The 15,044-nt window shown below is 71.2% G+C and carries 13 protein-coding genes; 9 read left to right on the top strand and 4 right to left on the bottom strand.

Translation table 11 applies throughout. The features are described from left to right. Positions 1-142: 142 nt before the first annotated feature. The 3 genes from ACGFZS_RS45360 to ACGFZS_RS45350 all read left to right on the top strand — a co-directional run bounded on the left by ACGFZS_RS45360 (position 143) and on the right by ACGFZS_RS45350 (position 5,464). Positions 143-1,933, top strand: a complete 1,791-nt coding sequence (locus ACGFZS_RS45360) for a dolichyl-phosphate-mannose--protein mannosyltransferase (protein ID WP_393800092.1) — start codon at positions 143-145, stop codon at positions 1,931-1,933. Between the two features lie 143 nt (positions 1,934-2,076). After that, positions 2,077-3,690 (top strand): penicillin-binding transpeptidase domain-containing protein, encoded by a 1,614-nt coding sequence (locus tag ACGFZS_RS45355; RefSeq protein ID WP_393800091.1) that lies wholly within the window; start codon positions 2,077-2,079, stop codon positions 3,688-3,690. A gap of 103 nt (positions 3,691-3,793) precedes the next feature. Beyond that, positions 3,794-5,464 (top strand): penicillin-binding transpeptidase domain-containing protein, encoded by a 1,671-nt coding sequence (locus ACGFZS_RS45350; protein WP_393800090.1) that lies wholly within the window; start codon positions 3,794-3,796, stop codon positions 5,462-5,464. Positions 5,465-5,486: 22 nt separating this feature from the next. Here ACGFZS_RS45350 and ACGFZS_RS45345 read toward each other — a convergent pair whose 3' ends face one another. Then, positions 5,487-5,834, bottom strand: coding sequence for an SsgA family sporulation/cell division regulator (locus ACGFZS_RS45345; protein WP_355708643.1), 348 nt, complete (start codon positions 5,832-5,834; stop codon positions 5,487-5,489). Between the two features lie 157 nt (positions 5,835-5,991). Here ACGFZS_RS45345 and ACGFZS_RS45340 point away from each other — a divergent pair, with 157 nt between their 5' ends. The 6 genes from ACGFZS_RS45340 (at position 5,992) to ACGFZS_RS45315 (ending at position 10,921) form a co-directional block, all read left to right on the top strand. Beyond that, the gene (locus tag ACGFZS_RS45340) at positions 5,992-7,020 is read left to right on the top strand and encodes an energy-coupling factor ABC transporter permease (protein ID WP_393800089.1); all 1,029 of its coding nucleotides are present in this window, start codon (positions 5,992-5,994) and stop codon (positions 7,018-7,020) included. 1 nt (position 7,021) lies between these two features. Next, positions 7,022-7,783 (top strand): cobalt ECF transporter T component CbiQ, encoded by a 762-nt coding sequence (gene cbiQ / locus ACGFZS_RS45335; RefSeq protein ID WP_393800088.1) that lies wholly within the window; start codon positions 7,022-7,024, stop codon positions 7,781-7,783. After that, positions 7,771-8,538 carry an energy-coupling factor ABC transporter ATP-binding protein gene (locus tag ACGFZS_RS45330; protein ID WP_393800087.1) on the top strand — a complete coding sequence of 256 codons (768 nt, stop codon included), beginning with the start codon at positions 7,771-7,773 and terminating at the stop codon, positions 8,536-8,538. Before cbiQ ends, ACGFZS_RS45330 begins: the two co-directional genes overlap by 13 nt. A gap of 53 nt (positions 8,539-8,591) precedes the next feature. Then, a complete protein-coding gene (locus tag ACGFZS_RS45325; protein ID WP_393800086.1) occupies positions 8,592-9,068 on the top strand; it encodes a MarR family winged helix-turn-helix transcriptional regulator in 477 nt (158 codons plus the stop codon). 175 nt (positions 9,069-9,243) lie between these two features. Continuing rightward, positions 9,244-9,648 carry an organic hydroperoxide resistance protein gene (locus ACGFZS_RS45320; protein WP_393539214.1) on the top strand — a complete coding sequence of 135 codons (405 nt, stop codon included), beginning with the start codon at positions 9,244-9,246 and terminating at the stop codon, positions 9,646-9,648. A 103-nt stretch (positions 9,649-9,751) separates the two neighbouring features. Further along, positions 9,752-10,921 carry a serine hydrolase domain-containing protein gene (locus tag ACGFZS_RS45315; protein WP_393800098.1) on the top strand — a complete coding sequence of 390 codons (1,170 nt, stop codon included), beginning with the start codon at positions 9,752-9,754 and terminating at the stop codon, positions 10,919-10,921. 24 nt (positions 10,922-10,945) lie between these two features. On the opposite strand, the gene ACGFZS_RS45310 is transcribed toward ACGFZS_RS45315, so the two are convergent. The 3 genes from ACGFZS_RS45310 to ACGFZS_RS45300 all read right to left on the bottom strand — a co-directional run bounded on the left by ACGFZS_RS45310 (position 10,946) and on the right by ACGFZS_RS45300 (position 15,041). Further along, complete coding sequence (locus tag ACGFZS_RS45310; protein ID WP_089102439.1) at positions 10,946-11,221, bottom strand: DUF1876 domain-containing protein; 276 nt, start codon at positions 11,219-11,221, stop codon at positions 10,946-10,948. A 92-nt stretch (positions 11,222-11,313) separates the two neighbouring features. After that, entirely contained in the window at positions 11,314-12,195 is an 882-nt protein-coding gene (locus ACGFZS_RS45305) for an NAD(P)-dependent oxidoreductase (RefSeq protein WP_393800085.1), read from the bottom strand. 92 nt (positions 12,196-12,287) lie between these two features. Then, the gene (locus tag ACGFZS_RS45300; protein ID WP_393800084.1) at positions 12,288-15,041 is read right to left on the bottom strand and encodes an alkaline phosphatase family protein; all 2,754 of its coding nucleotides are present in this window, start codon (positions 15,039-15,041) and stop codon (positions 12,288-12,290) included. Positions 15,042-15,044: the final 3 nt, after the last annotated feature.

Here is a 15,044-nt window from a genome sequence, read left to right as displayed (position 1 = left end):
GCTACGAGCGCAAGCCGGAACACTTCCTCGCCTTCACCGCCATCGCCGCGACCCTCATATGTCACCGCCGACTCACCAAATGAAATGGCGTCTAAGACCCATTGCACGGGACTCACACAGAACGGTTCCCTACGATGGCGCGGTGACCAGTACCGCGTCCTCCACGGACACCCGGCAGGGCCAGGCAGCGCTCGACGAGCGGCCGACGTGGCAGCAGCGGCTGCGCCGGTTCGGCTACCCGGCGAGCACGGCGCACCCGGCGCCCACCGCCGGCGGCAGAGGCGCCGCGGGCCCTGGCGCGCGGGCCGACGTCGTCGACCGCCTGGTGCCGCCGTACGCGGAGCCCAGCCCCCGGCTGTGGCTCGCCCTCGGCGTGCCGCCGGTGCTCGCCGAGCGGATCACGCGGTGGTCGGGCTGGGGCGGGCCGCTCCTTGTGACGCTGATGGCGGGCGTGCTGCGGTTCTGGAACCTGGGCAGCCCGAAGGCGGTGATATTCGACGAGACGTACTACGCGAAGGACGCGTGGGCGCTCGTCCACCGCGGTTTCGAGGTCAACTGGGACAAGAACGCCAACGATCTGATCCTGCAGGCCAACGGCCATGTCGCGGTGCCGGCGGACGCCGCCTACGTGGTGCATCCGCCGGTCGGCAAGTACGTCATCGGCCTCGGCGAGCTGATCTTCGGCTTCAACCCGTTCGGCTGGCGGTTCATGACGGCGCTGCTCGGCACGCTGAGCGTGCTGCTGCTGTGCCGGATCGGGCGCCGGATCTTCCGGTCCACGTTCCTCGGCTGCCTGGCGGGCGGGCTGATGGCGGTGGACGGGCTGGCGTTCGTGATGAGCCGCACCTCGCTGCTCGACGGCGTGCTGATGTTCTTCGTGCTGGCCGCGTTCGGCTGCCTGGTGATCGACCGGGACCGGTCACGGGAGAGACTCGCCGCCGCGCTCCCGCCGGACGCGGACGGCCGGGTGCGCCCCGACGCGCGCGTGGCGGACTCGTTCCGGTTCGGCTGGCGCCCCTGGCGGTGGGCCGCGGGCCTGCTGCTCGGGCTCGCGATCGGCACCAAGTGGAACGGCCTGTACATCCTGGCCGCGTTCTGCCTGATGGCGCTGCTGTGGGACGTGGGCGCCCGCAAGGTGGCCGGTGCGGCGCACCCGTACAAGGCGGTGCTGGCGCACGACACGGGGATCACGTTCCTGGCGACGGTCCCGGTGGCGATCGCCGTCTACCTGACCTCCTGGATCGGCTGGATCCTCTCCCCCACCGACGGCACGGGCGGCTACTTCCGCAACTGGGCGGCCACCGACGGCAGGGGCGGCAGCTGGACGTTCCTGCCGGACTGGCTGCGCAGCCTGTGGCACTACGAGCACGAGGTCTACCTCTTCCACGTCGGGCTGTCCTCGCCGCACACGTACATGTCGAACCCGTGGTCCTGGCTGGTGCTGGGCCGCCCGGTGTCGTACTTCTACGAGTCGCCCTCCCCCGGTGCGGACGGCTGCCCGTCGGACGCCGGTGAGAAGTGCGCGCGGGAGGTGCTCGCGATCGGCACCCCGCTGCTGTGGTGGGCGGCCTGCTTCGCGATCCTCTACATCCTGTGGCGGTGGGCGTTCCGCCGGGACTGGCGGGCGGGGGCCATCGCCTGTGGCATCGCGGCCGGTTACCTGCCCTGGTTCATGTACCAGGAGCGCACGATCTTCCTCTTCTACGCGGTCGTCTTCGTGCCGTTCCTGTGTCTCGCGGTGGCGATGATGATCGGCGCGATCATCGGCCCGCCGGGCTCCAGCGACACCCGCCGGCTGGTCGGCGCCTCCGGCGCGGGCGTGCTGGTGCTGCTGATCGCCTGGAACTTCATCTACTTCTGGCCCCTGTACACGGGGACGGCGATCCCCATCGATTCCTGGCGTTCACGTATGTGGCTGGACACCTGGGTCTGAGCCACATCCCTGATCTCCGTTGGGACAACAATCGGTCAACAGCTGCCACAGGGACCCCACAACCGCCTACAGTGCGAAGCACAAGAGGCTTTTGAACGCGTTCACAAAATGCGGCAAAAGCCCGCGGGGAGGGGATTCGCGCGATGCGCAAGGGGGCCAAGGCGGCCATCATCGGCGGCGTCTGCACCGTACTGGTGGGCGGGGCCGGATACGGCGCCTACAACGTGCTGGCGGCGGTGCGGGGCGACGGCGGCACACCGGCCGTACGGACCGGGCCGCCCACGAAGGACGAGATCAAGGACACCACGGGGAAGTTCTTCGCCGCCTGGGAGAAGGGCGAGTCGGTCACCGCGGCCTCCTACACGAACGACTCCGCCGACGCCGAGCCCGTCCTGACCTCCTTCACCGACGTCGCCCACATCAAGGACGTGCGCATCACGCCCGGCACGGCGACCGGCGCCACCGTGCCGTTCAGCGTGAAGGCGACGGTGTCCTACGACGGGAAGTCGAAACCGCTCGCCTACAGGAGCTCGCTGAAGATCGTGCGCGGCGAGACCACGCACCGCGCGCTGGTGGACTGGCAGCCGTCCGTGGTCCATCCGGAGCTCAGGCGCGGCGACACCCTGTCCACCGGTGAGGCGGCGAGCCCGCCGATCGAGGCCGTGGACCGCAACGGCAAGGTACTCACCAAGGAGAAGTACCCGTCCCTGGGCCCGATCCTGGACGAGCTGCGCAGCCGCTACGGCGAGAAGGCGGGCGGCACCCCGGGCGTGGAGCTGGTCATCCGGCACGCGTCGCAGGAGTCCGCCGACACCACGCTGCTGACCCTCGCGGAAGGGAAGGCGGGCAAGCTCCCCACGACGCTCGACGCGCGCGTGCAGGCCGCCGCCGAGACCGCGGTGACGAAGTACGCCGAGTCGTCGGTGGTGGCCGTCAAGCCCAGCACCGGCGAGGTGCTCGCGGTCGCCAACAACCGGGTGGACGGCTTCAACGCGGCCTTCCTGGGCGAGCTGGCGCCCGGCTCCACCATGAAGATCATCAGCGCCGCCACCCTCATCGACACCGGCCTGACGACGTCGACCGGACCGGCGCCCTGCCCGCCGACCGCGACCTGGCAGAGCCAGACCTTCAGCAACCTGGAGGGGCTCAAGCCCGACCTGAACGCCACCCTGTCGGACAGCTTCGCGAGGTCCTGCAACACGGCGTTCGTGAAGTACGCCGACTCGGTGCAGGTGGACTCGCTCACCAAGGAGGCCGAGGACCGCTTCGGACTGGGCAGGAACAACTGGAAGGTGGGCATCCCGAGTTTCGACGGGCGCGTCCCCGCCTCCGGCGGCCCGGACACCGCGGCCAACCTGATCGGCCAGGGCCAGGTGCAGATGAGCCCGCTGAACATGGCCTCCGTGGCGGCGACCGCGTCGACCGGCGCCTTCCGGCAGCCGGTGATCGTCCCGCAGAAGCTGGACGGCCGTGAACTGGCCGCCGCGAAGGGCCTGTCGGCCGGTACGGCCGCCCAGCTGCAGGCCATGATGAACCGCACCGCGACCAGCGGCACCGCGGCCGGTGTGATGAGCGGGCTGAGCGGCAGGATCGGCGCCAAGACGGGGTCGGCGGAGGTCGACGGACAGTCGAAGTCGAACAGCTGGTTCGCCGGTTACCGCGACGACATCGCGGCCGCGGCCATGGCCCAGGACGGCGGTCACGGCGTCGACGCGGCCGGGCCTATTGTCGCAACCGTGCTACGGAACGGTGGCTGATGTCACTCCCACAGGCCGGGACTCTAGGCTGGTGCCGTCGTTGGGGAGCGTGAGGGCTACGGGGCGGCGGGGACCCTGGGGAAGTGCGCGGAGGAACTGAGCTGTGGGCAAGAGAAGGCGCGTCGTCGAGCGACGGAAGAAGAGACCCGCCGTCATCGGCGGGATGATCGCCGTCGCGGTCCTCGGCGGCGCGGGCTTCGCCGTCTACGCCCTGTACGGCGGCGGGGCGGCCGACGCGGCGTCGTCGAAGCCCGACCACAAACCGGTCAAGACCGGCCCGGTGTCGGCGGCCGAGGTGCAGACCACCGCCCGGACCTTCCTGACCTCCTGGCAGCAGGGCAAGCCCACCCGGGCCGCCGCCGTCACGGACGACGCCGCGGCCTGCATCCGGCTACTGACCGGCTACTCCAAGGACGCCCACATCAAGGACGTCACCCTCACCGAGGGCAAGCGCACCGGCGCCGAGGTCCCGTTCTCCGTGAAGGCGACGGTGTCGTACAAGGGCGTCAGCAAGCCGCTGTCGTACGACTCCTCGTTCACCGTCGTCCGCCGCAAGAGCGACGGCAAGCCGCTGGTCGACTGGCACGCCTCGGTCGTCCAGCCGGACATGAAGGACGGCGACACCCTGGTCACCGGGGAGTCCGGGACCCCGCCCGTCAAGGCGCTGGACCGGGACGGCGGGGAGATCACCACCGCCAAGTACCCCTCGCTGGGCTCGGTCCTGGACGGGCTGCGCGAGAAGTTCGGCAAGAAGGCCGGCGGCAAGGCGGGCGTCGAACTGCGCGTGGTGCGCGGCACGGCGTCCGAGAAGGCGAAGCTCTCGGACAAGACGCTCGTCGAGCTCAGCAAGGGCACGCCGGGCACGGTGAAGACCACGCTCAGCCCGACCCTGCAGGCGGCCGCCGAGAAGCAGGTCACCACGCAGAAGAACGCCTCGGTCGTCGTGATGCGCCCGTCGACCGGCGAGATCTACGCCGTCGCCAACTCCAGCCACGGCTTCAACGTCGCCTTCCAGGGCTCGCTCGCCCCGGGCTCCACGATGAAGATCGTCACGTCCACGATGCTGTTCGAGAAGAACCTCGTCACCCCGGACGCCTCGCACCCCTGCCCCAAGACGTACAAGCTGGCGGGCTGGACCTTCCACAACGACGACGACTCCGAGATCAAGCAGGGCACGTTCAAGCTGAGCTTCGGTGCCTCCTGCAACAACGCCTTCATCAACTTCGCCCCGAAGCTGTCCAACAGCGACCTGACCACCGAGGCCCAGCAGGTCTACGGCCTCGGCATGAACAACTGGGCGATCGGCGTCCCGACCTTCGACGGCTCGGTCCCGGTGCAGAGCGGCGCGCAGATGGGCGCCTCGCTGATCGGGCAGGGCGGGGTGCGCATGAACCCGCTGAACATGGCGTCGGTGTCGGCGACCGTGGAGAGCGGCTCCTTCCACCAGCCGTACCTGGTCGACCCGAGCGTGGACAACCGGACGATCGCCAAGGCCTCGCGGACGATGTCGTCGAAGACGCAGTCCGAGCTGAAGGAGGTCATGACCTACACCGCCGGGTACGGTACGGCGGCCAAGGCGATGTCCGGGCTGAGTTCGAGCTGCGGCGCCAAGACGGGCTCGGCGGAGGTCGACGGCCAGAAGAAGCCCAACGGCTGGTTCACCGCGTACTGCGGCGATCTCGCCTCCGCGGGCGTGGTCCAGGCCGGCGGCCACGGCGGCGACACCGCCGGACCGATCGTGGCGGCGCTGCTGAAGCTGGGGTCGTCGCTGTGACGGCCGCCGCGGGACGGGGACGCTAGCCGGCCACCGGCGTGGCCATGTACGTCCGCCGCAGGAACCGCAGCAGCGCCTTCGACTCGAACTGCACCACCGACGTGCCGTGGTCGGAGTGGAACTCCACCACGGCCTGCACCCGCCCCAGCGGCCACACCCGTACGTCGCCGCTCTCCGCCGGCGCCCTCAGTCCCTGCTCCAGCAGCGAGCGCGAGAACGTCCACTCGTCCGTCCCGGGCAGCCCGACCCGCACCGACCGCGGGTCGGCGTCGGGGTCGTAGCGCAGGACGACCGGGACCGCTCCGGGGTCCACCGGCGCATCCTCGTCCGTGACGATGTGGGCTCGCGCGTACTGCTCGACTACAGACATCGGACTGCCCTTTACACTCCGTGACCTGTGCGAAAGCTATGCATCCGCTTCCTACCCAATGTCGCACATTTTCCCGATTGTGCTTGCGGGGACCGTGTGCGATACACGACTCTCTCGCTCTTGCAAAAGCTTCGCAACAAGACTCTAAAATCGAACGGTGCATGTACCTGACGGATTCATCGACGCCCCCACCTCCGCGGTCACCGCAGTCGTCGCGGCCGGCGCCCTCGCCGTGAGCCTGCGGGGCGCCCGCCGTGAACTCGACGAGCGGACGGCTCCGCTGGCCGGGCTGGTGGCGGCGTTCATCTTCGCCGTACAGATGCTCAACTTCCCCGTCGCGGCCGGAACAAGCGGCCATCTTCTGGGCGGAGCGCTGGCCGCGATACTCGTCGGCCCCTACACGGGGGTCCTGTGCGTGTCCGTGGTCCTGCTGATGCAGGGCATCCTGTTCGCCGACGGCGGGCTGACCGCGCTCGGCGTGAACATCACCGACATGGCGATCGTGACGACCGTCGTCGCGTACGCCGTCTTCCGGGGCCTGCTGAAGGTCCTGCCCCGCACCCGGCGCTCGGTGACCGCCGCCTCCTTCGTCGCCGCCCTGCTCTCCGTCCCGGCCGCCGCCGTCGCCTTCACCCTGCTCTACGCGGTCGGCGGCACCACCGACGTGTCCCTCGGCAAGGTCGCCACGGCGATGGTCGGCGTGCATGTGCTCATCGGCGTCGGCGAGGCCGTGATCACGGCGCTCACGGTCGGCGCCGTCGTCGCCGTGCGCCCGGACCTCGTGCACGGGGCGCGGGAGCTGCGGCAGGGGCTCAAGCTGCGGGTGAACGGCGTGCTGGTGGACGCGCCCACGGCGCCCGTGGCGGCGCGCACGTCCCGGCGCGCGCTGTGGCTCGCGGGCCTGGTGACGTCCCTGGTGCTCGCCGGTTTCGTCAGCTTCTACGCCTCCGCCGACCCGGACGGCCTGGAGAAGGTCGCCCACGACAAGGGCATCGACACGAAGGTGGAGGAACACGCCTCCGCCGACTCCCCGCTCGCCGACTACGGCGTCAGGGACGTCTCCGACGCCCGGCTCTCCGGCGGTCTCGCGGGGGTGATCGGCGTCGGCACGACCGTCGTCGCGGGCAGCGCGGTGTTCTGGGCGGTGCGCAGGCGCCGTACCGGCACCCCGTCCGAGGCGCACTGACATGGGCGCGGGGCACGCCCACCGGCTCTACCGGCACGCGCACTCCCCCGTGCACGCGCTGCCGCCGCACACCAAGCTCGCCGCGGTCCTCGCCTTCGTGGTCGTCGTGGTCTCCACCCCGCGCGAGTCGATGTGGGCGTTCGCCCTGTACGCCGTCCTGCTCGCGTGCGTCGCGCACCTCGCGCGCGTGCCCGCCGGCTTCCTGCTGCGGCGGCTGCTGATCGAGGTGCCGTTCGTCGCCTTCGCCGTGCTGATGCCGTTCGTGGCGGAGGGCGAGCGGGTCGACGTGCTGGGCCTCTCGCTCAGCGTGAACGGCCTCTGGGGCGCCTGGAACGTGCTCGCCAAGGGAACACTGGGCGTCGCCGCCTCCGTCCTGCTGGCGGCCACCACGGAGCTGCGTGAGCTCCTCCTGGGCCTGCAGCGGCTGAGGCTCCCGCCGCTGCTCGTCCAGATCGCCTCCTTCATGATCCGCTACGGCGATGTCATCACCGACGAGATGCGCCGGATGCGGATCGCCCGGGAGTCGCGCGGCTTCGAGGCGCGGGGCGTGCGCCACTGGGGCGTGCTCGCGAAGTCCGCGGGCGCGCTGTTCATCCGCTCCTACGAACGCGGGGAGCGCGTCCATCTCGCCATGGTGAGCCGGGGGTACGCCGGTTCCATGCCGGTCATCGACGAGGTGACCGCGTCCCGGGCCGAGTGGACCCGCGCCCTCGCGCTGCCCCTGTCCGCATCCGTCGTCTGTCTACTGGGATGGGCCCTGTGACTGCTTCCCTGGAGGTCTCCGGCCTCGCCTTCGCCTACCCGGACGGGCACCAGGCCCTGTTCGGCGTCGACTTCACCATCGCGCGCGGTGAACGGGTCGCGCTGCTCGGGCCGAACGGCGCCGGGAAGACCACGCTCGTGCTGCACCTCAACGGCATCCTGAGCGGCGGCACGGGCACGGTGACGGTGGCCGGACTGCCGGTCGGCAAGCGGCACATGGCCGAGATCCGGCGCCGGGTCGGGATCGTCTTCCAGGACCCGGACGACCAGCTGTTCATGCCGACGGTGCGCGAGGACGTGGCGTTCGGACCGGCGGCGGCCGGACTGAAGGGCGCCGAACTGGAGGCACGCGTGCGGGCCGCGCTGGACCGGGTCGGCATGGGCGACTTCGCCGAACGCCCGCCGCACCACCTGTCCTTCGGGCAGCGCCGCCGGGTGGCGGTGGCGACCGTCCTCGCCATGGAGCCGGAGATCCTCGTCCTGGACGAGCCCTCCTCCAACCTCGACCCGGCCTCCCGGCGCGAACTGGCCGACATTCTGCGCTCTTTGGACGTCACGGTCCTGATGGTCACGCACGACCTGCCCTACGCCCTGGAGCTGTGCCCGCGCTCCCTGGTCCTGAGCGAGGGCACGATCGCCGCCGACGGCCCCACCGGCGAACTCCTCTCCGACGAGGCCCTGATGCGCGCGCACCGGCTGGAACTTCCGTTCGGTTTCGACCCACGCGCGGCCACGGCGGCACGCGGGAGCGGGTGACGCGTTTCCGTGACGACCGTCCCGCACCTCGCCCGGTCCGTGACAATGGGCACGTGACGCATCACGAGGACACCGGGACCCCCGCGGGGCCGCCACGGCTGGACGACCAGCTCTGCTTCGCGCTGTACGCGGCGCAGCGTGCCGTGACCGCCGCCTACCGCCCGCTCCTCGACGACCTCGGCCTCACCTACCCGCAGTACCTGGTGCTGCTCGTCCTGTGGGAGCGCGGCGAGACCACGGTGAAGGACCTGGCCGGGGCGCTGCGCCTCGACTACGGCACGGTGTCGCCGCTGCTGAAGCGGCTGGAGGGGGCGGGTCTGGTGCGCCGGGAGCGCTCGGAGCGGGACGAGCGCTCGGTGCTCGTCGCCTGCACCGGGCGCGCGGAGGAACTGCGCGAGCGCGCGGCGCGGGTACCCGGCGCCCTGCTCACCACGACCGGGCTCGCGGGCACGGAGGTGGCCCGGCTCCGGGAGGAGCTGCGCGAGCTGGCGGAGCGGGCGGGCCGGGCGGCGGCCGCGCGGCCGGCGTAGCCGGTTCCTGTTACCCACGGTTTCCACCCCCCTGACCGTCCCAGGGCTTCCTACCGGTCGGTACCTTGTGCACGATGTGCTTGCACACTCCTGTGTTGCCCACCACCGTTTCCGTCCTGGGGGAGGTCCCGCCGTGTCCGAAGGCGCCACCGTCGACACCCGTCCGACGAAGATCATGTATGTCGCCGAGGCGACCGCGCACGGCGGCCGGAACGGGTATGTCACCAGTCAGGACGGCCAGATCGAACTCAAGGTCGCGATGCCGCCCCAGCTGGGCGGCGACGGCAACGGCACCAACCCGGAACAGCTGTTCGCGGCCGGCTACAGCTCGTGCTTCCACAACGCGCTGATCCTCGTCGGCAACCGCTCGGGCTACGACCTGACCGGCTCCACGGTCGCCGCGAAGGTCGGCATCGGCCCCAACAAGCAGCGCGGCTACGGCCTCGCGGTCGCCCTCAGCGTCTCGCTGCCGGTGCTGGACGCGGACATCGCGGCGAAGCTGGTGGACGCCGCCCACGAGGTGTGCCCGTACTCGAACGCGACCCGCGGCAACATCGAGGTGTCGATCGTGCTCGGCTGAGCCCGGGAAACGTGCCGTAGACCACGCCGTACCGAGGAATCCGGGCCCCGGCGGCCATGTTTCACTCACTGTCGCGGGCGAGTGGAGGGATCCGGACGTGGACGTGCACGTGAACGGCACTGTGGCCGAGGGCTTCGAGCCGGTCAGGGACGCGTTCGCCGCGAACTTCGCGCTGCTCGGGGACCGGGGCGCCGCCGTGGCCGTGTACCGGGACGGGCACCGCGTCGTCGACCTGTGGGCCGGCGCGCGGGACTTCGACGGGGACGCCGGCACCGCGCCCTGGCAGCGGGACACCGCCCAGATCGTGCGCTCGGCCACCAAGGGCGTCGCCGCCGCCGTACTGCTGCTCCTGCACCAGCGCGGCGAGCTGGACCTGGACGCTCCGGTGGGCGAGTACTGGCCGGAGTTCAAGGCGGCGGGCAAGGAGCGGACGCTGGTACGGCACCTGCTCGCGCACCGCGCGGGCGTGCCGGTGCTGGACCGGCCGCTCACGCCCGCGGAGGCCGCCGACCCCGATCTCGGCGCCGCCGCCGTGGCCGCCCAGGCGCCGGTCTGGGAGCCGGGCACCGACCACGGCTACCACGCGCAGACGTACAGCTGGCTGACCGGTGAGCTGGTGCGGCGGGTGACCGGGCGGAGCATCGGCGCGTGGATCGCGGACGAGATCGCCGGGCCGGCCGGCGCCGGGCTGTGGCTCGGGCTGCCGGCTGCGGAGCAGGCACGGGTGGGGCGCGTGGGCCCCGTCGAGGCGCCGCAGGCCGCCGGCGCGCTGCGCACCCGGCCCAAGCGTGCCGTCTCCGAGGCGTACGCCGACCCCGAGTCGCTGACCCGCCGGGCCTTCGGCGCGATCAGCCCGCTCCCGGACGAGAACGACCCCGGCTACCGCGCGGCCGTCCTGCCCGCCTCCAACGGCATCGCCACCGCCGACGGCCTGGCCCGCTGCTACGCCTCCCTCATCGGCGAGGTCGACGGCGGCCGGCGGCTGTTCACCCCGGAGACCGTGGAGCTGGCCCGCACCGAGCAGTCCGCGGGCCCCGACCGCGTCCTGGTGGTCTCCACCCGCTTCGGGCTCGGCCACATGCTGCACGGCAGCGCCTCCCCGCTGCTCTCCCCCACCGCCTTCGGCCACCCCGGCCGCGGCGGCGCGCTCGGCTTCGCCGACCCCGAGTCGGGGATCGCCTTCGGCTATGTCACCAACGGCTTCCGCAAGAGCGTGACGGCGGACCCGCGGGCGCAGGCGCTGGTGCGCGCGGTGCGTACGGCGCTGTCCTGAGCGCCGTACGCGCCCCCGCGTTCCTCACACGTTGATCGGGTGCGAGTGCCGCCCCGACAGCGCGTCGATCTCCCCGTGCGCCTTGCTCAGCAACTGCATGGCCAGTTCGTTCAGGGCGCGGGCACCGGCGATCTCCTCGCCGACTCTGGGCTGGTTGCTGTCGGACTCGTGCCGGCTCGCGTGGCCGTGTGCCCGTACCTCGGTGCCGTCGGGCAGCCGGACCAGGGCGACCGCGCGGGTGTGCGTGTCGTCCTCCAGGAACTCCATCTCCACATGCCATCCCACAGCGGTTTTCATCATGGCGGACCACCTCCGGAATCGCTGTTTCCAGGGTGCTCCTCGGGAGCCCGGACCGTCACGTCGGCGGACCGGAGCGGACCGGAGCGGACCGGCTACCGGTCCTCGAAGCTGGCGAAGTACGCGGCGGCCATGTCCTCGTCGGCGTGGCCCTGGGCGGCGGCCCGCGCGAAGCGTTCGGCGGCGGCCTCGGCGACGTCGAGGCGCACCCCGTGGCTCTTCCCGGCGGCGACGATCAGCCGGGCGTCCTTCCCGGCGGTGTCCACCGCGAAGGACGGCGGGGTCAGTCCGCCGTCGAGGATCAGTCCGGCCTTGGCCCGCAGGTAGCCCATGTCGAGGGGGCCGCCGGCGATCAGGCCGAAGAAGTCGTGCGGGTCGACGCCGAGTCCCTGGGCCAGGGCCACCACCTCGCCGGTCGCCGCGGTGGCCGCGAGGACCCAGCTGTTGGCGACCAGCTTGAGCCGGGTCGCGGCGGCCGTGGAGCCGTCGTCGCCGGTCCACAGGGTGCGGGCGCCGATCGCGTCGAAGACGGGCGTGGCCGTCTCCCGGCCCTGCTCGGGCCCGGCGGCGAGGACGGTGAGCTGTCCGGCCTCGGCGGGCTGGCGGGTGCCGAGGACCGGGGCGTCGTAGAAGACCAGGCCGTGCTCGCGGGCGAACGCGGCCAGTTCGGGGAGCTGGTCGAGGCCCGCGGTGGTCGACTGGATCCAGACGGCCCCGGGCCGCAGCGCGCCGGCCGCCTCGCGCAGGGTCTCCAGGGCGCTGGCACCGTCGTAGAGCATGGTCAGGACGGCGTCGGCGCCCTCGACGGCCTCGGCCGGGGTGTCGGTGACCTGGGCGCCGTCGGCTGCAAGGGGTTCGGCCTTGGCCCGGGTGCGGTTCCAGGCGCGGACGGTGTGCCCGGCCTTCAGGAGGTTGCGGGCCATCGCGGCGCCCATGATGCCGGTGCCCAGCACGGCCACGGTCGGCTTGTCGGTCATGACGTCTCCCTGTCCTCGTACGTTCCGCAGACAGCTTGGCGTACCGCGCGGCACCCGGCGCGCGGCATCGCGCGGGACGGCGCGGGGGACGGTCAGCCGTCGTTCTCCGAGGACGGCAGGTACGCGCCGGGAACGTCGTTCGGCGCGTAGATCTTCTTGTCACCGGGGTACGGCTTGGTCCAGTTGTGGGTCTGGTACCAGGTGTAGCGGTTCATCTGGGTGGGGTTGGCGTAGTCCGGCACCGCGTTCGCACCGGTCAGCCGCTGGTGCGAGGCCCACGTCTTCCACTGCGCGGCCAGGGTCTTCTCGGCCGCGGGCACGGAGACGGTGGTCGGCGCGGGCGCCGCCTGGGCGTCCTGGGCCGCCGGGGTGTCCGAGCCGCAGGACGGCTGCGGGCTCACCCCGAGGGTCAGCGAGGTCCGGTTGGGCACCGCCGTGAACGGGGTGGTGTCGGCCTTCGACGTGAACGCCCCGTACATCGGGGTGGCCGCGCTGTCGAGCTGGTTCATCGGGTGGATCCCGAGGATCTGCTCGATGGTGCGGACCATGGTGATCTGCGAGTAGTAGTGGTTGTCGACCGTGCCGTGCTTGGCGTACGGGCTGATGACCTGCACCGGGGCGCGGTGGCCGTCGACGTGGTCGAGACCGGCCTGGGAGTCGTCCTCGACGACGAAGATCGCCGAGTCCTTCCAGTACTTGCTGTGGGTGATCTTGTCGACCATGCGGCCGACCGCGAGGTCGTTGTCGGCGACCTCGGCGGCCGCGTTCGCGGGGCCGCCGGTGTGGTCGTTGGAGAACCAGAACATGTTCAGGTTCGCCGGACCGTTCTTCTCGAAGTCCTGCTGCCAGATCTGCTCTTTGTAGATGTCCGGCACGTTCAGGTCGAACAGCGGGAAGCCCTGCACCGAGACGTCGTTGAGCGAGGGGATCGCCGAACCCGTCTTGATCGGGTACTGGGTCTGGGCGCCGGTCGCGGCCATGGTCTTGCTGTCGCAGTACAGGTTCTGCCAGGTCGCGTCGGCCGGCTTGGTCTCCAGCGACTGGAACTCGCCGAAGTCCTTCACCGACTTCCCGGCCGCCTCCGCACCCGTCCAGATGAAGCCGGACTTCTGGTGGCCGAGGACGTCGTTCTCGGTGTCGTAGCTGCGCGTGTACTCGCCGGCCGACGACTCGGTGTACTCCGGGTTGTCGGACTGCATCAGCCAGTTGTGGCCCTCGGCCGAGTTGGTGCCGATGTCGTAGAAGTTGTCGTACAGCCCGAACTGCTCGGCCAGCGCGTGCTGGTTGGGCGTCACGTTCGCGCCGAACTGGGTCAGCGAGGAGTCGCCGTTGCCCTGCGGCAGGTCACCGAAGACCTGGTCGTAGGTCCGGTTCTCCTTGACGAGCAGGAAGACGTGCTTGATCGTCGACGGGTCGCCGATCCGGGTCGGGACCGGGACGGCCTTGGTGTGGCCCCTGCCCTTGGCCGTCTTCACCGAGCCCGCGGTCCAGCCGTTCTGCTTGAACACCTTGGCCGTCAGGGACCTGACGACCTGGTCGCTCGGCAGCGTGAACTGGGTGAGGCTCGACGTCGTGTCGTGGGTGTTGTGGCCCGCGCTGTCCGGGCGCAGGGCGTCCACGCCACGGGTGTTGGCGACGACGATCTTCTTGCCGAGGGCGGTGATCCCCGACGGGAAGTAGTCGGTGGGGACCAGGCCGACATAGCGGGCCGGCATCTGCGCGGACGTGTAGCGGTAGACGGCGACGGCGTTGGCGCGGCCGAGGGTGACCAGGAGCCGGCCGTCGTCGGTGAGGGTGACCGCGTTGGGCTCGTAGCCGACGGACGCCTCCGGCCACGGCTGGGTGGAGATGGTCTGGACGACCTTGTCCTTGCGGGAGTCGATCACCGACACGCTGTTGTCGGCGGTGTTGGTGACGAACACCGCGCCCCTGCTCGCGTACACCGCGGTCGGGTGCAGGCCCACGGCGATGGTGCCGACGGCGGCGGACGGGTCGGCGGTGTCGATGACGCTGACCGTGCCGGTGGTGCTGGCGCCGGTCCTCGGGTTCGCGACCACGTCGGTGCCGTAGGAGTTGATGGTGGTGTCGCCGGCCTTGGCCGGGCGCCCGCCCTCGTTGCTGACGTAGAGCTTGCCGCCGACCAGGGCGATCCCGCGCGGGGCGTTGCCGACCGCCCAGGTCTGCTCGATCGTGCCGGTCGCCGCGTCGATCGCGACCACCTTGTTCTGGCCGTTGACCGCGGAGTACACGGTGGAGCCGTCGGCGGAGAACACGGCCGCGCCCACCAGCGCCTGCTTCGAACCGTCGGCCGCGATCGGTACGGCGGTGGGGTTCGCGAGGGTGCCGTCCGCGTTGACGGTGAACTTGGTGTAGCCATTGGCCTGTCCCAGCCACAGCTGCTTGCCGTCGGGCGAGTAGGTCGGGCCCTCCTGGCCGACCGCGCCGCTGCTGATGCGCAGGTCGTCCGCCGTGCTGGTGCCGACCTTCTGCTTGACCTGGCCGGTGCTCAGGTCCACGACGACCAGCGAGGCGTCGCCGTCGGCGACCGAGGCCGCGAGGTGGCCGCCGTCCGGGCTGACCGCCGACGACATGATCTTGCCGTCGTTGATGACGGACCGGGTGCCGTACGGGTTGATGTACTGGTCGGCGGAGACCACCTGGCCGTTGGCCGTGGTCTGGCCGACCTGCTGGGTGCCGAACTGGTACGTCGAGGCGACCGCGGTGCCCGTGACCCCGAGGGCGACGGCGATACCGGCCGTCACCATCATGGCCCGGCGGCCGACGCGGTGCCCGAAGAGGTTGACCTGTCTTTTCTCGCTGATCCGGCGCTGGCGTGTTACCTGCACGGA

It is taken from the genome of Streptomyces sp. NPDC048288 (assembly GCF_043201555.1).
In the GTDB taxonomy this organism is placed as follows: Bacteria; Actinomycetota; Actinomycetes; order Streptomycetales; family Streptomycetaceae; genus Streptomyces.
The sequence above is the reverse complement of the archived record's forward strand: the minus strand, read 5'-3'. Positions and strand labels throughout refer to the sequence as shown.